The organism is Actinokineospora sp., assembly GCF_052390155.1.
GTDB lineage: Bacteria > Actinomycetota > Actinomycetes > Mycobacteriales > Pseudonocardiaceae > Actinokineospora.
The window spans coordinates 78,276-96,737 of record NZ_JBQTHF010000018.1 but is presented as its reverse complement, the minus strand read 5'-3'; the positions used below and the strand labels follow the sequence as shown (position 1 = coordinate 96,737).

General features: G+C 69.6%; 17 protein-coding genes. 5 read left to right on the top strand and 12 right to left on the bottom strand.

What is annotated here, in order from left to right; genetic code table 11:
- Nucleotides 1-104: 104 nt before the first annotated feature.
- On the top strand, nucleotides 105-2,039 hold the full coding sequence (locus tag ACT4N7_RS07155) for a S8 family peptidase (protein ID WP_444827799.1): 1,935 nt from the start codon (nucleotides 105-107) through the stop codon (nucleotides 2,037-2,039).
- Between the two features lie 305 nt (nucleotides 2,040-2,344).
- On the top strand, nucleotides 2,345-2,989 hold the full coding sequence (locus tag ACT4N7_RS07150; RefSeq protein WP_444827798.1) for a hypothetical protein: 645 nt from the start codon (nucleotides 2,345-2,347) through the stop codon (nucleotides 2,987-2,989).
- A gap of 78 nt (nucleotides 2,990-3,067) precedes the next feature.
- Here the strand turns inward: ACT4N7_RS07150 and serS are convergent, their stop codons facing one another.
- Genes serS through fabI form a run of 5 tightly spaced genes read right to left on the bottom strand, consistent with a single transcriptional unit; the run spans nucleotide 3,068 to nucleotide 7,325 of the window.
- Entirely contained in the window at nucleotides 3,068-4,342 is a 1,275-nt protein-coding gene (serS, locus tag ACT4N7_RS07145) for a serine--tRNA ligase (protein ID WP_444827797.1), read from the bottom strand.
- 18 nt (nucleotides 4,343-4,360) lie between these two features.
- Entirely contained in the window at nucleotides 4,361-5,401 is a 1,041-nt protein-coding gene (locus ACT4N7_RS07140) for a beta-ketoacyl-ACP synthase III (protein WP_444827796.1), read from the bottom strand.
- Nucleotides 5,398-6,009, bottom strand: a complete 612-nt coding sequence (locus tag ACT4N7_RS07135; RefSeq protein ID WP_444827795.1) for a flavin reductase family protein — start codon at nucleotides 6,007-6,009, stop codon at nucleotides 5,398-5,400. The genes ACT4N7_RS07140 and ACT4N7_RS07135 overlap by 4 nt, the downstream gene beginning before the upstream one ends.
- A 12-nt stretch (nucleotides 6,010-6,021) precedes the next feature.
- Nucleotides 6,022-6,498: a MaoC family dehydratase gene (locus ACT4N7_RS07130; protein ID WP_444827794.1), complete on the bottom strand. Its 477-nt coding sequence runs from the start codon at nucleotides 6,496-6,498 to the stop codon at nucleotides 6,022-6,024.
- Nucleotides 6,495-7,325: an enoyl-ACP reductase FabI gene (gene fabI, locus ACT4N7_RS07125; RefSeq protein WP_444827793.1), complete on the bottom strand. Its 831-nt coding sequence runs from the start codon at nucleotides 7,323-7,325 to the stop codon at nucleotides 6,495-6,497. Before fabI ends, ACT4N7_RS07130 begins: the two co-directional genes overlap by 4 nt.
- Nucleotides 7,326-7,558: 233 nt before the next feature.
- Between fabI and ACT4N7_RS07120 the strand changes: the two genes are divergently transcribed.
- Nucleotides 7,559-8,350: an AfsR/SARP family transcriptional regulator gene (locus ACT4N7_RS07120; protein ID WP_444827792.1), complete on the top strand. Its 792-nt coding sequence runs from the start codon at nucleotides 7,559-7,561 to the stop codon at nucleotides 8,348-8,350.
- Nucleotides 8,351-8,466: 116 nt separating this feature from the next.
- Here the strand turns inward: ACT4N7_RS07120 and ACT4N7_RS07115 are convergent, their stop codons facing one another.
- The 6 genes from ACT4N7_RS07115 to ACT4N7_RS07090 form a co-directional block, all read right to left on the bottom strand.
- The gene (locus ACT4N7_RS07115; RefSeq protein WP_444827791.1) at nucleotides 8,467-9,864 is read right to left on the bottom strand and encodes an acetyl-CoA carboxylase biotin carboxylase subunit; all 1,398 of its coding nucleotides are present in this window, start codon (nucleotides 9,862-9,864) and stop codon (nucleotides 8,467-8,469) included.
- Nucleotides 9,865-9,878: 14 nt separating this feature from the next.
- Nucleotides 9,879-10,400, bottom strand: coding sequence for an acetyl-CoA carboxylase biotin carboxyl carrier protein (locus ACT4N7_RS07110; RefSeq protein ID WP_444827790.1), 522 nt, complete (start codon nucleotides 10,398-10,400; stop codon nucleotides 9,879-9,881).
- A 2-nt stretch (nucleotides 10,401-10,402) separates the two neighbouring features.
- A complete protein-coding gene (locus ACT4N7_RS07105; RefSeq protein WP_444827873.1) occupies nucleotides 10,403-12,106 on the bottom strand; it encodes an acetyl-CoA carboxylase carboxyltransferase subunit alpha in 1,704 nt (567 codons plus the stop codon).
- A gap of 5 nt (nucleotides 12,107-12,111) precedes the next feature.
- A complete protein-coding gene (locus ACT4N7_RS07100; protein WP_444827789.1) occupies nucleotides 12,112-12,816 on the bottom strand; it encodes an HAD family hydrolase in 705 nt (234 codons plus the stop codon).
- A 3-nt stretch (nucleotides 12,817-12,819) separates the two neighbouring features.
- Nucleotides 12,820-13,677 (bottom strand): AfsA-related hotdog domain-containing protein, encoded by an 858-nt coding sequence (locus tag ACT4N7_RS07095; protein ID WP_444827788.1) that lies wholly within the window; start codon nucleotides 13,675-13,677, stop codon nucleotides 12,820-12,822.
- Between the two features lie 361 nt (nucleotides 13,678-14,038).
- Nucleotides 14,039-15,616 carry an FAD-dependent monooxygenase gene (locus tag ACT4N7_RS07090; protein WP_444827787.1) on the bottom strand — a complete coding sequence of 526 codons (1,578 nt, stop codon included), beginning with the start codon at nucleotides 15,614-15,616 and terminating at the stop codon, nucleotides 14,039-14,041.
- Nucleotides 15,617-15,906: 290 nt separating this feature from the next.
- Between ACT4N7_RS07090 and ACT4N7_RS07085 the strand changes: the two genes are divergently transcribed.
- Both ACT4N7_RS07085 and ACT4N7_RS07080 read left to right on the top strand, forming a co-directional pair.
- On the top strand, nucleotides 15,907-16,344 hold the full coding sequence (locus tag ACT4N7_RS07085) for a MarR family winged helix-turn-helix transcriptional regulator (protein WP_444827786.1): 438 nt from the start codon (nucleotides 15,907-15,909) through the stop codon (nucleotides 16,342-16,344).
- 209 nt (nucleotides 16,345-16,553) lie between these two features.
- Nucleotides 16,554-17,018, top strand: a complete 465-nt coding sequence (locus ACT4N7_RS07080; protein ID WP_444827785.1) for a MarR family winged helix-turn-helix transcriptional regulator — start codon at nucleotides 16,554-16,556, stop codon at nucleotides 17,016-17,018.
- Between the two features lie 54 nt (nucleotides 17,019-17,072).
- On the opposite strand, the gene ACT4N7_RS07075 is transcribed toward ACT4N7_RS07080, so the two are convergent.
- On the bottom strand, nucleotides 17,073-18,458 hold the full coding sequence (locus ACT4N7_RS07075; protein WP_444827784.1) for a phenylacetate--CoA ligase family protein: 1,386 nt from the start codon (nucleotides 18,456-18,458) through the stop codon (nucleotides 17,073-17,075).
- Nucleotides 18,459-18,462: the final 4 nt, after the last annotated feature.

Sequence of the window (18,462 nt, the reverse complement as noted above, 5' to 3'; positions counted from 1 at the left end):
CCTAACGTCGTTTTCACGTTCGCGCGAACGTACCCACCCCTGTGTCCGCCGGACGGGATCGTTCCGAGCCGGCGGATGACCCCTGGACAAGGGAGACCCCTGTTATGGGAAACGTTCGCGTAGCCTGGCGACTTGCCGGGCTGGGGACGATCGCGGCGACAGCGCTCGCGCTGGTCACCGCGACGCCCGCGCAAGCCGAGGGCGAGATTCTGGGCGCTAGCAACCCAACCGCGATCAAGGACAGCTACATCGTCGTCTACAAGGACGGTGCCGTCGCCGCCGCGGGCGTCGACACGATGACCGACACCCTGTCCGCCAAGTACAGCGCCGCGGTCGACTACACCTACAGACACGCGCTGCGGGGCTTCGCGGGCACGCTGAGTGCGAAGGCCGCCCGGCAGTTGGCGGCCGAGCCCGGCGTGGCGTACGTGCAGCAGAACGGCACCGTGCAGGTCACCGCGACGCAGCCGAACCCGCCGAGTTGGGGGCTGAACCGGATCGACCAGCGCAATCTGCCGCTGGACACCAGCTACACCTATCCCAACACCGCCGCCAACGTCACCGCGTACATCATCGACACCGGCATCCGCACCACCCACCAGGACTTCGGCGGGCGCGCGGTCTTCGGCACCAACACCACCGGGGACGGCAACAACACCGACTGCAACGGGCACGGCACGCACGTGGCGGGCACCACGGGCGGCACCGCCCACGGTGTGGCCAAGGGCGTCCGGCTCGTCGCGGTGAAGGTGCTCAACTGTCAGGGTTCCGGCTCGTTCGCCGGGGTGGCCGCGGGCATCGACTGGGTCACCGGCAACCACACCTCCGGCCCGGCGGTGGCCAACATGAGCCTCGGAGGGCAGGGCAGCGACGCCGCCACCGAGAACGCGGTGCGCAACTCGATCGCCGACGGTGTGGTGTACGCGATCGCCTCCGGCAACTCGAACTCCGACGCGTGCAACTTCACTCCGGCCAGGGTCGCCGAGGCGATCACCGTGAACGCTTCGACCATCACCGACGCGCGGGCCTCGTTCTCCAACTTCGGTACCTGCACGGACATCTTCGCGCCGGGCGAGAACATCACGTCGGCGTGGAACACCACTGACAGTGCCACCAACACGATCAGCGGTACCTCGATGGCCGCCCCGCACGTCGCGGGCGGCGCGGCACTCATCCTGGGCGACAGCCCGAGTCTCACGCCCGCTCAGGTGGCCACGCAGATGATCACCAACTCCACCCCGAACAAGATCACCAACCCGGGCACCGGTTCGCCGAACCGGCTGCTGTACGTCAACACGGGCGGCGGCCAGCCGGGCGCGCCGACCGTCGGCAACCCGGGCAGCCGCACCGGAACCGTTGGCACCGCGACAAGCCTGCAGATGTCGGCCACCGGCGGCACCCCGCCGTACACCTGGTCGGCCACCGGACTTCCGGCGGGCCTGTCGATCAACGCGTCGACCGGTCTGATCTCCGGCACGCCCACCACGGCCAACACCTACAGCGTCACCGTGACGGCCACCGACACCGCAAGCCAGAGCGGCACCGCGTCGTTCACCTGGACGATCTCCCCGCCCGGCGGCAGTTGCACCAGTCCCGGCCAGAAGCTGGTCAACCCCGGCTTCGAAAGCGGCACAACAGGTTGGGCCAACGCGACGTGGACGATCTACCCGTGGACCGGCATCGGCGCCCCGCGCTCCGGCACCCGGTCCGCCTGGCTCGGCGGCTACGGCCAGGCGGCCACCGAGACGTTGCAGCAGACCGTCACCATTCCGGCAGGCTGCGCCAACTCCACGCTGTCGCTCTACCTGAAGATCAACACCGCCGAGTACGAGCCCGCGGTGTTCGACACGTTCACGGTCAAGGTCGGCACGACCACCCTGGCGACCTACACCAACCTGAACCCGTCGGGATACACCCTGCGGTCGTTCAACGTCGGCGCGTTCGCAGGCCAGACGGTGACCGTCAGCTTCACCGCCACGGAGGACTGGTCCCTGCAGACCTCATTCGTCCTGGACGACCTGGCGTTGAACGCGGGCTGACCACCTGATGGAACCGGTCCGGCGGCCGCCGTCCAGCGGCCGCCGAACCGTCCATTGTGGCCGAATCCCGGTTCGAGCAATGCCTCCCACGAGCGCTTTGATCACCAAAAAGTCAAGTTCAGCAGCCGAACCTACGACCACCGCATGCACAGCGACTAGACCCGCCTGCGCCGTTCCTCAGCGCCCGGCTCATGGCTAATGCGGTGATCTGTTCACCCGATCGGGCGATTTGGCGTCGCTCCCCCTAATGCTTTCCACACGGGTGGCGAGATCCGACTGTCGATCTCAAGGGGTGTGGAGGAACCGTGGGCCGCAAGGATCAACCACGAGGTCCAGACGGAAAGTGGGGCAAGGGCTCGGCCGGGCTCGTCGCGATCGGCGCTGCCGGGGCGGTCGCGCTCAGCGGAGGCGGCACGGGCGCAGGCGGGGCGGCCGTCGATTCGGCGGGAGCGGCCAACAGTGTCTCGGTCCGCGTCAAACAAGGGAAGGAGGCCGCGCGGAAGGGCAAGTCTGACGACGCCTGGCGGAACCTGAACCTGCGCAAAGTCAAGCAGGCAGCGGAGAACGCGCTCGACTGCGCGATCAACTCGTACGGTCAGGTTCGCGACTTCTTCCTGCGCAACCCGTGTAGGTCGCTCGATCGGACCCTGTTCACCCTGGCCGACCCTGAAGGCAACACCTTCGTCGTGTCCGTGTCCTGGGTGCGCATGCGGGACAAGGACGACGTCGGGCCACTCAAGACCCTGATCGACACCGATGGCACCGGCAGCGTCTCGCCGCTCGCCTTCGCAGCGCTCAAGGACCAAGGGATCCGCTTCACGGGCACACCGTTCCGAGCACGGGCCCAACGCGATCTGCTCGTCGTCGCCGAAGGTGCGGTGGTGTCCGGCAAGCCTGATCCGGCATTGTTCAGCGGCGTGGTCGACGTCGCCGCCGAACTGCCGGGCTGACCTCGGCGACACACCGCCTGGTCCTCGCCACCGATGTCCGTCTACTCGGGACACCGGGGGCGAGACACGCAAAGGGCGTCAGTGCACGGGTGAGCCGTCTGGTGCGATTCGGTGGAAGCCGGTGTAGGGGACCAGAGCCGCCGGGATGTCCACCCCGCCGTCAGCGGTCTGGTGTTGTTCCAGGATGGCCAACAGGGTTCGACCGACCGGCAGCCCGGAACCGTTGAGCGTGGCCGCGAATCCCTTCGCCCCGCCCTGACCGCGCACCCTGATCCCGGCCCGCCGGGCCTGGAAGGTCCCGGTGTCCGAACAGGACGATATCTCCCGATACCGGCCCTGCCCTGGCAACCACACCTCGATGTCGTACGTGTACACCGCCGAGAACCCGAGATCACCCGCCGCCAGCGCCACGACGCGGTAGGCCAAACCGAGGCGCTTCAGACATTCTTCGGCGTGGGTGACCATGACCTCCAACTCGGCGCGGGAGGACTCGGCGGTGACCACGCGGACGAGTTCGACCTTGGTGAACTCGTGCATGCGCAGGATGCCCCGCGTGTCCCGGCCGTAGGAGCCCGCCTCCGCGCGGAAACACTGGGTGCGCGCGGTCATCGCCAGCGGCAGGGCCGAGGCGTCCAGGGTCTCGCCCGCGTACAGATTCGTCAGCGGTACCTCGGCGGTCGGGATGAGGAACAGCTCACGACCGCCCACCGCTGTCCGAAACAGGTCTTCCTCGAACTTCGGCAACTGGCCCGTGCCCGTCATGGTCTCCCGGGTGACGAGTGTGGGAACCGAATACTCGGTGTACCCGTGTTCCCGGGTGTGCAGATCGAGGAAGAACGCCGCCAACGCGCGCTCCAGGGCCGCACCCGTGCCCGACGTCACGGCGAACCGCGAGCCGGAGAGTTTGGCCGCACGGGCCAGATCCAGGATGCCGGTGGACTCGCCGATGTCGGCGTGATGGCGCGGTTCGAAGTCGTACGCGCGCGGTTCGCCGACGCGGCGGACTTCCACCGCGTCCTCATCGGACTTGCCCTCCGGTGCGTCGAGGGCGGGTAGATTCGGGACCACCAGAAGGAAATCATGCAGTTCCTGCTGGACCTCCTTCTGTCGCACCTCCAGCTCCTGGATCTGCTCCTTGACCTCCTTGGCCCTGGCCCGTACCGCTTCGCCCCCGGTGCGGCCCTCCTTGGCCAGCCGGTTGCTCTCGCCGCGCAGTTTCTGCGTGACGTCCATCAGTTGGGCGCGTTGGCGGACCAACTCGGCGAGGGCGGGCAGGTCGAGCAGATGGCCGCGGCGGGCGAGTTGGGCGACTGCCGCCGCGCCAAGGTTCAGCAGCACTCGGGGATCGTGCACGGTGTCCTCCTGGACATCTCAGCTTGCCAGCGCCTCGACGCCGGGTCGGGGCGGCGAGGAGATGTGCGCGGTCACCTGCGGCCACACCATGGTGGTCGCCCCCCAGGTGAGACCGCCGCCGAACGCGGTGAGCAGCAGCCGCTGCCCGGCGCGCAGGCTGCCCTCGGCGGTGGCCTCGGCCAGCAGCAGTCCGATGGACGCGGCCGCCGTGTTGCCCACTCGCTCCACATTGGACACCGTCTGCTCGGCCGAGATGCCCAGGCGCATACCGACGGCGACCGAGATGCGCTGGTTGGCCTGATGCGGCACGAATTTGTCCACATCGGACATCGTCAGTCCGGCGCGGGACAACGCTTCCAGGGCCGAGGCGGACATCCGCTCGACCGCGTGCCGGTAGACCTCGCGGCCGCGCATCTTGAAGAAGTAGTCCTCCGGCGGCGCGGAGACCCCGGACGAGCGCTGCCGCGACCCGCCCGCCGGGATCTGGATCAGGTCGGCGAGGCTGCCGTCGCTGCCCAGCACCAGCGGGCCGATCGCACCGGGCTCGTGCGCCTCGCCCGCGCGGAGCACGAGCGCGCCCGCGCCGTCGGCGAAGATCACCGCGGTGCCGCGATCCTTCGGGTCGAGGATGGTGGAGAACGTCTCGGCACCGATCATCAGCACGGTGTCCGCGTTGCCCGCGGCGATCAGGCCGACCGCGCTGGCCAGGCCGTAGAGGAAACCCGTGCACACCGCGTTCACGTCGTGCGCGGAGATCCCGGTCATGCCGAGGCGGGTGGCCACCTCGGGCGCGGTGGCGGGGCAGAGCCGGTCGGGCGTGGTGGTGGCCACCACGACCGCGTCGACCCGGTCGATCCCGGCCGAGCGCAGCGCAAGCGCGCCTGCCTGGGTCGCCAAGTCCGCTGTGGACACTCCGGCGTCGACCCACCGCCGGGTGCCGATGCCGGTCCGGCTGCGAATCCACTCGTCCGAGGTGTCCAGGTATCCGGCGAGTTCGTCGTTGGTGACCACCCGCTGCGGCAGGGACGCACCGACACCCTTGACGACGGCGGCCCTCATCGCGCGGCCTCCATGGCCACGGCTTGGGTTTTCGACATGGCGACCTGTCCTTCCTCCGTGGACTTCGGGCGAGCCGGTACCGAGTCCGGGTGGGCCTGCCGCTCCGGCAGGCTCCGCAACGTTCCGTCGTGCAACTGGCCCGCGAAGCTGAGCAGCGGGTCCCCCTCGCCGAGCACCGCGGTGAGGCCCTCGGCGACGAGCAGGTAGTGATCGCCCGCGGGCTCACACGACCGGAGCTGGCAGCCGAGGCCGGCGAGCGAGCCCTTGATGAGCGGGGCCGTGCTGAACGAGTCGGGCATCCAGGCAACACAGTCGAACTGGGCCAGCCCGCGCGGGCGGTTCGGGTCGGCGAACCAGCTCGCCAGCGCGGCCTGCTCGGCGCTGAGGATGTTGACCGCGAACCGCGCGCCGGGGGTGCGCACGAGTTCGGCGAACACCGAGCCGCGCCGCAGGCAGGTGGCCAGCAGCAGCGGTTGGCGCGACACGGCGCTGACCGAGCTGACCGTGGCCGCGTGCGCGCGATCGCCCGCGCGGAAGGTCAGCACGGCGACGCCGGAGGCGAGCTTGCGCAGCGCGCTCCGGCTGCGGGTGAGGTCGTCGGTGATCATGCGCTGCTCCTGTCAACCGGCCGCGACCAGCGATGCCTGGCGGTAGAGGAAAATAATGTCGGCCTTGAGCGCGGTGCCCGGTCTGCCGTCGACCTCGACGGCCACCGCGAGCTCCACCTCGTGGAAGCCGCGCGGGCGCAGCCGGGTCGAGTTGAGCCGCACGGAGCCGCGCACCCGGCTGCCGACCGGCACCGGATTCGCCAGCCGCACCTTGTCGAAGCCCTTGTTGACGATCACGTCGGCGCCCTCGATGGTCACCGCGTCGGTGATCATCGAGGGCAGCAGCGCCAGTGTGAGCAGCCCGTGCGCGACCGCGACGCCGAACGGGCCGTCCGCGGCCCGCTCGGGGTCGACGTGAATCCACTGGAAGTCCCCGGTCGCCGCGGCGAACTGGTTCACCTTCGACTGGGTCACCGGGAGCCACCGGCTGACGCCGAGGGTCTCCCCGACCAGTCCGGCCAGGTCCTCGATGTGCACGGTCCTGGTCATCGCACGGCCGCGATCTCCAGCGCGGGCGCGGGTATCTCGGCGGCGGGCGCGGCCTTGGGCAGCGCGCCGCCCACCGCGTGCACGCCGCCGTCGACGTGGATGACCTCGCCGGTGACGGCGGGCAGCCAGTCCGACCACAGCGCGCAGATGGCGCGGCCGACGGCGGTGGCGTCGGTGTCGTCCCAGCCGAGCGGGGCGCGCTCCTGCCAGACGTTCTCGAACACCTCGAAGCTCTTGATGGCCGACGCGGCCACCGTGCGCAGCGGACCGGCGGCGATCAGGTTGACCCGGGTGCCCGCCGGGCCCAGCGCGTGCGCCAGGTAGCGGCTGCAGCTCTCCAGACCGGCCTTGGCCACGCCCATCCAGTCGTAGCCGGGCCAGACGAAGGCCGCGTCGAAGTCCAGGCCGACGATCGAGCCGCCGCCCGCCTTGGCCAGCAGGGGGCCGAATTCACGGCCCACGGCGGCGAAGGAGTAGGTGGACACGTGCATCGCGGTGGCGACGTCCTCCCAGGGGGCGGTGAGGAAGCCGCCGTCGAGGGCGGCCGCGGGCGCGAAGGCCACGGCGTGCAGGACGCCGTCGAGCGCGCCCCACTTCTCGTCGATCCGGGCGACCACGGCCTCGACCTGCTCGGGCTGGGTCACGTCCATCTCCAGCACCTCGCAGCCGAGCATCTCGCCCAGCCGCTCGGTGATGCGCAGGCCGCGACCGAAGCCGGTCAGCACGATCTCGGCGCCCTCGTCGAGCGCGAGGCGGGCGGCGGCGTAGGCGATCGATTTGGTCGACACCACACCCGTGACAAGCAATCGCTTTCCCTGTAGGAGCATCGTTACCTCATCGTGTAGACGGTTCGGCTGCTGCCGCGGGCCCAGGACTCGATGCTCTACCGCCGACCTGACACTGGGTTGATGCCTGCCTGACCGCCCACCGTCCGTTGCGCCGAACGGCGTGCCAGCACCGAGGAAATCCCGCTATCATCGAACTCGTACTTGCATCAGCCTTCTGATTCATGCAAGCATTCTGCTCTGAACCTCAGATGCCGAACCGACCTGGAGCGGACATGCTGACCTATCGAATCCTGGGTCCTATCGAGATCCAGGCGGCCGGGCTTCCGGTTGAGATCAACGGAACCTTCCAGCGCACGCTGTTGGCCGCACTGCTGGTCAACCACGACCGACTCGTACAGACCGAGTCGCTCATCGGCGAGCTGTGGGAGCACAACCCGCCGCGCAACGCGGAGAACGCCTTACAGGCGCACATAAGCAGACTACGCAGGCGGTTACGCACGGTGGACCCGGACCAGAAGGCGCACCGCTTCCTGAGCATGCCGTCTGGTTACCGGCTCTGCCTCAACAACGACGTCTTCGACGCCGACATCTTCACCCACGCGCTGCTCGACGTGCGGGCGAACCCGTCGAGCAACCCGTTGGAGATGATCGGAAAACTGCGTGAGGCGCTGACCCTGTGGCGCGGGCCGACCTTCGGCGGAAACCTCGGCGGGTTCATCTGCCAGGCCGCTTCCGTGCGCTACAAGGAGTACCGCGCCGCGGCCCTGGAGCGGATGTTCGAGGCCGAGCTGCGGATCGGGCGGCACAACGAGATCGTGGCCGAGCTGAGCGAGCTGGTGGAGTCGGAGTCGCTCAACGAGCGGCTGTGCCAGCAGCTCATGGTGGCGCTCTACCGGTGCGGCCGTCAGCGCGACGCTCTCGCGGTGTACCAACGCATGCGTAGCAGGCTGATGGACGAGCTGGGGGTGGAGCCATCCCCGGTGCTGCAGAAGTGCCAGCTCGCCATCCTGGCGCACGATTCCTCGCTGCAGCCGCGGCCATCGCCGGTGCACTCGTACAACTGACCACGCAGAACAGTGAAGGTGGCCTCCCGCCCGGGAGGCCACCTTCACTGCTTGCCGCACAGCAAGAGGCCGGGCCCGGGAGAATCCTCCCGGGCCCGGCCTACCCCATGTGTCCCTTACTCCATCGCGCTCCTCTCCGTGTGCTGGAGTTCGCCGCTGTCGGCAAGGTATTTGTCCACAAAGTCCAGTCGGTGCGTGCCCGCCTGGAACTGCGGGTGCGCCATGAGTTCGCGGTGGAAGCCGATGGTCGTGGACACGCCCGCGCAGTCGAACTCGGCCAGCGCGCGGTCCATCCGGCGCATCGCCTCGTGCCTGCTCTCGGCGTGCACGATCACCTTGGCCAGCAAGGAGTCGTAGTACGGCGGAATCCGGTAGCCGGGGAAGCCGTGGGTGTCCACGCGGACACCCGGACCGGCGGGCGGCACGAACCGTTCCAGTAGGCCGAACGAGCCTGCCCAGCCCGCCGCCGCGTCCTCCGAGTTGATCCGGCACTCGATGGCGTGGCCGGACAGCGTGATGTCCTCCTGGCCGAAGCCGAGCGGTTCGCCCGCGGCGACCCGGATCATCCAGGCCACCAGGTCGATGCCGCTGCGCACCTCGGTGACCGGGTGCTCCACCTGGATGCGGCTGTTCATCTCCATGAAGTAGAAGTCCCCGGCCTGGTCGACCAGGAACTCCACGGTGCCCGCGCTGGAGTAGCCCGCGGCCGCGGCACCGCGGACCGCGGCGGCGCACATCCGCTCGCGCATCTCGGGAGTGAGCACAGTGGACGGTGACTCCTCGACCAGCTTCTGCTGCCTGCGCTGGATGGAGCAGTCCCGTTCTCCCAAGTGGACGATGGAGCCGTGCTGGTCGCCGAGGATCTGCACCTCGACGTGCCGCGCGGCGGTGATGTACTTCTCCAGGTACACCCGGTCGTCGAGGAACAGGGTGCGGGCCGTCTGCTGCACCTCGACCAGTGCCGCGGCGAGATCGTGCGGGCTGTACACCACTTTCATGCCCTTGCCGCCGCCGCCCGCGGCGGCTTTGAGGATCACCGGGTAGCCGGCGGCCGCGGCCCGCTCGGCCGCCTCGGCGGCGCCGCTGAGCGGTTCCTCACTGCCCGCGGGCAGCGGCAGACCGGCCTTGGCCATCGCGCGGCGGGCGTTGGTCTTGTCGCCCATCGCGGTGATGACCTCGGGGGACGGGCCGATGAAGGTGATGCCGAGATCGAGGCAGACCTGGGCGAAATGCGCGTCCTCGGACAGGAAGCCGTAGCCGGGGTGCACCGCGTCCGCGCCGACCTTGCCCACCGCGTGCACGAGCGCGGGCACGTTGAGGTAGCTGCGCGGCGACGGTCCCGGCCCGATGCACACGGCCTCGTCGGCCAACTGCACCGCGCGGGAGTCCTTGTCCGCGGCCGAATACGCGACCGCGCTGGCAATGCCGAGTTCACGGCAGGCCCGGATGACGCGGACCGCGATCTCGCCGCGGTTGCAGACCAGGACCTTCTCGATCTTGCTTGGCTCGCCCATCGCCGCTCTCCCGCTCACGCCGGATCGATGCGGAACAGCGGCTGGCCGTACTCGACCACCTCGCCGTCCTGCGCGTAGACGGCGCCGATGACGCCGGGCCGGTCGGCGACGACCTCGTTGAGCATCTTCATCGCCTCGACGATCGCGACCTGTTGTCCCGTCTCGACTTTGGCGCCGAGCTCGACGAACGGCGGCTTGCCAGGACCGGGCGCCTGGTAGAACACGCCGACCAGCGGCGCCGTGAGCTGGTGGCCAACGGGTTCCGCGGCGGCCGGCGCCACGACCGCGGCGGGCGCACCCGCGATCGCCACGGCGGTGGCCGCGGGCGCCTCGACGTCCCACTGGATCCCGCCGATGGAGACCGCGATCCGCTGCATGCCCGTGCGCTGCAGGATCGCCGCGAGCTTGCCCGCACCCTCCAGCACCAACTCGACCTGCCCGCTGTCGAACTGCGGCCCAGGCGCGGGTTCGGCCTGTCGGACGAGCCTGCCGCGCGGGACCTCGGTGAGCTGCGCCGTCGCGTCTAGGGGGGACATGATCACTGCCTTTCGGTGATGTCGGTGCTGCCCTGGGCGAACCTGCCCGCCGCGCGCAGCTTGCGGTACCTGCGGTCCAGCAGGTCCCGAACGGGGATCTGCCTGAGCTCGGACAACTCCTCGCGCAGGGCGTTCTTGACGGCGTCGGTGGTGGCCGCGTGGTCGCACTGCGCGCCGCCGGGCGGTTCGGGGACGATCCGGTCGGCAACACCGTTCGCGTGCAGCTCGGTGGCCGTGAGCCGCAACGCCGCGGCCGCCTCGGGCGCCCGGCTCGCGTCGCGGAACAGGATGGAGGCGCAGCCCTCCGGGCTGATCACCGAGTACGTGGTGTTCGACAGCATCAGCAGCCGGTCGCCGACGCCCAGCGCGAGCGCGCCGCCGCTGCCGCCCTCACCGACCACAATGGACACGATCGGGGTGGCCAGGCCCGCGAGGAGCGCGAGGTTGTCGGCGATGGCGCCGCTCTGGTTCTCCTGCTCCGCACGGATTCCCGGATACGCCCCGGGGGTGTCGATGAAAGTGACCAGCGGCATGCCGAACCGCTCGGCGTAGCGCATCAGCCGAGCGGCCTTGCGGTAGCCCGACGGGTGCGGCATGCCGAAGTTGCGGGCGATGCCTTCCTTGGTGCCACGGCCTTTGCGGTGTCCGACGACCACCACGGCGGACCCGTCCAGCAACGCGAGGCCGCCGACCACCGACGGGTCGTCCTCCTTGCTGCGGTCGCCGCGCAGCTCCACGAAGTCCTCGAACACCCCGGCGATGTACTCGCCGAGGTGCGGGCGCTTCGGGTCGCGCGCGTGCTGCACGGTGTCCCAGGCACTGCGGGTCTCCGTAGCGGCGGCGGGGATCGTCTCGGCGGGCGCGGGCTCGGCGAAACTGGTGTGCCAGCGCAGGATGCGGGCCAGCGTCAGCCGCAGTTCGGCCCGCGCGACCACCAGGTCGATGTGCCCGTTGGCAAGCAGGAACTCGGCGGTCTGGAAACCAGTGGGCAGCTTCTGCCGGATGGTCTGCTCGATCACCGTCGGTCCGGCGAACCCGGCGCGGGCACCGCGCTCGGCGATCACCACGTCGCCCAGGCTGGCGAAGGAGGCGCTGACACCGCCGTACACCGGGTCGCAGAGCACGGAGAAGTAGGGCACGCCCGCGTCGGCGAGCCTGCGCAGCGCGGCCGAGGTCTTGGCCATCTGCAACAGGGAGAAGATGCCTTCCTGCATCCGCGCGCCACCGGAGGCGGAGCAGACGATCAGCGGCGTGTGGGTGCGCAGGGCGTGCTCGGCGGCCCGGCTCACCTTCTCGCCGACGACCGAACCCATGCTGCCACCCATGAAGCCGAAGTCCAGCGCGGTGATCACCGCGGGCATCCCGTTGATCCTGGCCACTCCCCAGCGCGCCGCGTCCTGCTGGCCGGTGTTGCGCACCGCCTCGGCCACGCGGTCGGGATAGGCCTTGCTGTCGCGGAATTCCAGCGGGTCCACGGCGCGCAGGTCGCGGTCGTGCTCGGTGAACGTGCCCGGGTCGGCGAGCAGGTCGATCCGTTCACCCGCGGACAGCGGAAAGTGGTAGCCGCACTCGGGGCAGGTCGCGGAGTGCTTGCGCAGCCGCGGCCGATAGATCCCGCCGCCGCAGCCTGTGCACTTGATCCAGGTTCCCGTCGGCAGATCGGCGATCCGCTGCCGGATCAGGTCCACACGGGTCGGGTTCAGCATCTCGGTCATGGTGGGGGCGCTCCTGCGACTAGGAATCGGGTCACGACGGCTCGGTGCGCGCCTGCGCCGGGAAGCCTGCGCCAGCCCCGTTCGTCGGCGAGCATGGCGAGCTCCGGGTCGTCGCCGACGACCACCGGGTTGCCGACCTCGCCGAGCAGGGGGAGGTCGGAGGCGTGGTCGCCGTAGGCGTGGCACTGCCCGGGGTCGAGGTCGTGTTCGGCCAGATAACGGCGCACTGCCAACGCTTTCTCGGCACCGATCATCGAGCGTTCGGTGGCCCCGGTGTAGACGCCGTCGGCGACGACGGGCACCGAGCAGAGGACCGCGTCGGCGCCGACCTCGGCGGCGATCGGGTCGAGGCAGGCGGGAAAGGACCCGGACACCAGCACGATCGACCGCCCGTGGCCCGCGTGCGCGCGCAGCTCGGCCAGCACCGGGGGGTGGAACAGCATCCCGCCGCGCAGCGCCTCGGCGAACCACGCGCGGCCCTGGGCGGCGACCTCGGCGGTCGCGAAGCCTTGGTAGAGCCGGAAATACTCGTGGGTCGCCCGCTCCCTGGGGAGACCGGCGGCGGGCCTGAGCAACGACCAGGCGGAGCGCTGAGGGTCACGCGATCGACTCATCCGGTAGTCCAGGAAGTCGATCGCGCTGGTGCGGGTGATGAGGGTTTCGTCGACGTCGAAGAACGCCGCTCCCCGTGGCCTGCCCATCGGTCAGGACGAGCTGACCTGGACGCGCGAACCGCCGCGTACCTGGGTGGGCGCGGTGCAGACCCGTTGCGCGGCAGCCGATCGGGGTTCGGCGCCGAGGCGGGCGAGCGCCGCGGTGTGCTGGGCGTCGAGCGCCGAGGCGGCGTGGGTGGCCTCGATGCGGGTCACCACGCGGGTGCGCACCACCTGGAAGTCGAAGTCCAGCCGGACGGCCACGCGGCCTGCCTGGCTGATGGTGACCTCGGCGCTGAACTCCCGGCGCACCGGCCTGGAGGTGGCCAGTTCGGTCAACTCGACCCGCAGTTCGGCCCCGATGGGGAACACGTAGTGGTCGAACGCCGCGGTGAGCGAGCCGAGGACCAGCGAGTGGTCGGTCCCGGTGCCCTCGGCCAGCACGAGTTCCTTGACCGCGACCAGAACCGTCTGCCGACCGGCCTCGATGAGGATCATGCCGGAGAGGTGCTGTCCGGTGACATGGTCGACGACCATCTCGTTGAGGTCGGAGAGCCGCAGCAACGCGGCCAGCGACGACGGGCCGCGGCACTCCACATCGGCCAGCAGCACGTTCTCCTCGCGGCGCTTGTGCACGTCGGCCGCGGGCACGACCTCGGGCAGCCGGGTCGGGAGGACGAACCGGTCGAGCAGACCCGTTCGGCCGAGCTCGGTGCGGATGGTGTCCCAGTCCGACGCGTCGACCCCTTGGCCCGCAAGGAGTCTGACGCGTCCGGTTAACTCGTCGTACACCCCTAAGCGGACGTTGCCGACGAACCGGTTGACGGTCTCCACCCGGTCCTGCGCCGCGAAGGTCTCGAACCGGTCGCCGACCAGGTGGATGGTTGGGAAGTGCTGCTGCGCGTCCATGATCGCCCCTTGATTCTCAGGAGACTGGTCAGTATCAGTACCCGAAGTTATCTACGCGTCCTTGAGTTCAATCAGAATCATGTCTACTGCCCGCTCTCGAAGTCAAGCACTAGTACTGTGAAAGATGGAGACTCGCAGATACCACTGGTGCGCAAGGGTTTCCAGATCGTTAACTAGCTGACGTGCGGCTGACTGTTCGCCGTCGTCGGGCGTTCGCCCAGCCGGATAAAAGCCGCCTTTGAGACGAACGTAATGCGCTGTTCGGCCGCCGCCGAACGGCCGCCCCCCGATGGTCTCGCCCGCGGTCCGAACGGCCGCTCGGCAGCCGGTTCGCCGACGCGGGCACGCGGTGGACCGACGGCTAGCCGGACCCCACGGCATCGAGAATTCGCCTGTGCAGCACGGATTCCAGCCTGCGCAGCAGATTGTCCGCGCGCGTCTCGGGCACCTGGTCGACCACGTGGTGATCAGGCCGGATCAACACCAGCGTCGCCTTGCGGGCGCACCTGCCCGCCCCGGTCGCCACCCCAGTCCGCAGGACGCCGCCGAACAGCGTGCGGACGTCGACCTCGGTGGGCCAGTCCGCCGCGATCCGGTCGAGCAGCTCGCGCGCGACCGCGGACCGCAGCGCGCCCGGCCGGTCGATCAACACCGTGTAGCGAACCGGATCGAGCGCCTCGCGCAACGCCAGCACCGCCCCGGTCTCGGCGATCCGAACCGGCCACGCCGGCGCCAACGCACCGGGTTTGTAGGCGGAGAACCGCGACGCCCGGGCACCGGGCGCGGGCGCGTAGCGGACCCGCAGCCCGGCAAGCCTTGGCACGTAGTCGAGGTCGGCCAGGCGGGTGAGCGACACCGCCCTGGCCGCGACGTCGCGGGCGAACCGCTTGCCACGGCTGCGGATCAGCCAGGCCCGGGTCTGCAGGTCCGCGTGGCGGATCACCGCGGTCATCGCGGCCTTGCGCTCCGGCTCGTAGGTGTCGAGCAGTTCGGGCCGGGCCCGGCCGTGCCACACCAGGGAGAGCTTCCACGCCAGGTTGTGCGCGTCGCCGATGCCGTTGTTGAGCCCCTGGCCACCGGCGGGACTGGTGACGTGGGCGGCGTCGCCCAGCAGGAAGACGCGCGCGTCGCGCATGCGGGCGGCGTACCGAGCGTGCGCGGAGAACTTGGTCAGCCAGAACGGGTCCGACACGGTGAGCCCACCGGGACCGCGTTCGTCGACGAGCCGCTGGACGGCTGCCACGGTGATGTCGTCGGCGTCGAGGTCGGGCGGCGCGGCGGTGAACACCCGGAACCGCCCGTCCGGCAGGCCGAACAACGCGAGGATTCCCTTGTCGGACAGGTGGTAGTAGCCCTGGTCCCGCGCCAGTGCGCCCGCCACCCGCACGTCGGCGACCACGAAGCCGACCGGGTATGTGCTGCCCTCGAACGGAATGCCGAGCTTCTTGCGGACCGTGCTGCTCGCCCCGTCCGCGCCGAGCACGTGGGAGAACTCGGCCCACTCGGTCGCGCCGTTCGGCAGGCGTAATCGGGCCCGGACGGCAGTCCTGTCCTGCTGGAGACCAAGCAGGCGGACACCCCATTCGACGGCGCCCCCGCGCTCGCCGACGGCGTCGAGCAGCAGCCGCTCGATGGCGGGCTGCCCGACCACCATCGGCCGGGTGTGTTCGCGCATGGCCAGGGTGAGCACCCGCCGCTCGCCGGAGTGGTAGGACAGCGCGGCCAGCGGATGGCCCAGTTCGGGGTCGCGCAGCTCGATGTCCAGACCCCGCAGGATCTCCATCATCCGCGGCCAGGCGGCCAGGGACCTGGTGAACGGGAACGGCCCGTCCGCGCAGTCCACGCACCGCACCGGCACGTCGCGGCGGAGCAGCTCCGCGGTGGCCGCGAGACCCACCGGACCTGCGCCGACGACCAATACCGGCAGCTTCGACCCCACCGGCGTCACCCCAGCCCGCATCGCCATCAGCGCCCTTCGCGTTGTCCGCCAACGACTCACTACCGAGGGACGAGCATCAGTTTCCTCACTTGGATAAGGAACCTTACACCCATCGGACGTGACAGGGAACACCATGATTCACAGCCGTCGGACGCTAGCCGTGAGGCCGAGTCGACTCCTACCCTCGGTCAGCGGAGGATGCCTGTCAGTGCACGATTGAAATTCAGGACGTGGGGGCATATCATAGGACGATTTCAAAACAGGAGGCTGACTTGAATTCACATTCTGGCATGGCAGCCCTGGAAGCGGAGATCGCTCGTCGCCCAGGCCACAACATCAAGCGGGCCGAGCAGGCGCTGATGACGGCCAAGGCCGCGGTGCTGCGCGAGTTCGAGCTCACCGTTCCGCAGTACGCGGGGATGGTGGTGCTGTCCTACCTGCCGGGCACCTCGGGAGCTCAACTCGCCAGAATCTGCGCGGTCACCCCACAGACCATGGCGACCGTCCTGTCGAACCTGGAGGCCAAGGGCCTCGTGACGCGGACGCCGTCGAGCGTGCACCAGAAGGTGTTCGTCACCAAGCTGACCAGAGCGGGCAACGCGCTGATCAAGCGCGCCGACGTCAAGGCGCACGCCGTGGAGGACCGCCTGGTCGCGGAGTTCTCCGACGACGAGCGGCGCCTGCTTGCCGACCTCCTGGAGCGCGCGATCAAGGTCCTCAACGGCTAGCCGCACCCCGACCACGCCGAGACCGGCCGTACCCCCAGCGGGTGCGGCCGGTTCCGCATGGCAGGACATTCCGGTTCTGGCATATCGGTGCTACCCTCAGAGTGTACGAGGGCTGATAACAGCGAGACCTCTGCTACGCTCGGGACCGGCGACCCGCCTGCCGGTCCGCGGGTCAAACGATCTTGGTCGGCGCGTGACGAGGGGGACACATGAAGACCGGATTCCCCAGCCAGCAAGCGGATCCCGGCATCGAGCTGCTCGGCGCCACCATCCGCGGCGCGGACCACGCGCTGTCCACCGAGACGGCCGCGCTGCTGCGCGAGATCGATCTGAGCGTGCGGCAGTACTCCACGATGCTCATCCTCGCCGACTCGCCGGGGATGTCCGGCGCGCACCTGGCCAGGGTCTGCCTGGTGACGCCGCAGAGCATGGCCGCCATCCTGGCGAAGCTGAGCTCCCGCAACCTGATCGAGCGCGCGCCGTCGCAGGTGCACGAGCGCGTACTGCTTGCCCGGCTGAGCGACGAGGGCTGGACCCTGCTGCGCAAGGCCGAAGCGCTGACCAAGTCGGCGAACGAGCTGCTCACCAGCACGCTGCGCCCCAACGAGCGCAAGCAGCTCTGCGACTACCTGCAGCGCATCACCGACGCCTTCGCCGAGAACGGCAACCAGTAGACCGGCGACGCCGATGTGGAGTGTCCATATCGGCGTCACCGGCCCCGACGTGCGCTACAACTTCGGTAGCGCCACGAACGACTTGATCTTGCCGGAGATCGGGTTGCGCTCGATCCGCTCGACCGCCGCGATCGTCACCACCGGGGCGGGCAGGCCTGCCTCGCGCATGGCGGCGACCAGCGCCTCGCGGGTCGGCCGCAGGTCGCACTGCTCCCGCAGCTCGACGACGATGTCGGCGCCGGTCGCGGTCTGGCGCACCTGGTACTGCGCGATCCGCGAGTCCCACAGCGGCGTCCAGAACACGTACGGGTGCACGTAGACCCCGTCCGCGTACTCGAAGACGTCGTCGTGCCTGCCCGCGACCGGCGCGATCCGGCGGCCGGTCCACGGGCCGGGGTTGATGTCGTCGAGGAACAGCACCTCGTCGGCGATCTCGTAGCGGATCAGCGGGAACACCTTGTTGATCACGTTGGTGATGAGCATCTTCGCCGACCGCTCACCCGGCTTGACCGCCTCGCCGTCGGCGTCGATCGGCTCGAAGACGATCAGGTCCTCGGCGAGGTGCATCGCCTCCTCGCCCGGGTAGGAACAGGCGAGCATCCAGGTCTCCGACGTGCCGTAGAAGTCGATCACGGGCGCGCCGAACGCCGCCTCGATGGTCTTGCGCTGGTGCGGGAACAGCGGCTCGGCGCCGCCGAGCATCACCTCGGGCGCGATGTTGAGCCTGCCCTCCTCCTGCTCCAGCGCGAGCCGCCACAGGATCGACGGGTAGGCCAGGATCTGGTTGGGCTTGAACTCGTTGAGCGCGTCGACGATCTCGTTGAGCGGCAGCGTCACCGGCACCTTGCAGCTCGTGTCGCCCATGTCGAAGGTCGCCCGGATCGCGTCGGACATGTGCGAGGCGTGCGCCGCGCCGACGAACGCCCCGCGCGGCGGGGACAGCGCGAGGTTCTTGACCACCCACGGCATCAGCCGCCACGAGCCGAGGCCCGCCTGCAGCCAGCCGTCGTAGTCCCACGGGAACAGCCCAGTCAGGCCGGACGAGCCGCCGGTGGTGACGATGTGGTACTCGTCGAACAGGTACGCGGGGCCGTTGTCGGTGACCCAGTTCAGGTGCTCCTGGGCGATCTTGAGGGTGAGCCGCTTGTCGGTGACGATGTCGTCCCAGTTGGCCATCACGTCGGCCTTGTTCATCGTCGGCAGGTGCCGGATGTCGTCGCCGGTAAGACCTTCCGGGTCGACGTCCTTGAGCCGCTCGGCGTGCCACGGCGAGTTCGCCTTGGCGTGGCGCACCGTCTCGCGCAGCCGCTCGTCGCGCAGCTCGTGCAGCTTCTCCATCGGCCAGGTGAGCTTCTCGGCCTCGGTGCCGATCTGCGCGAGCACCGCGCGCAGGTGCGGCTGCCGCGCCTCGTCATAGGCTTTCGACATCTCCTGGGACATCTGC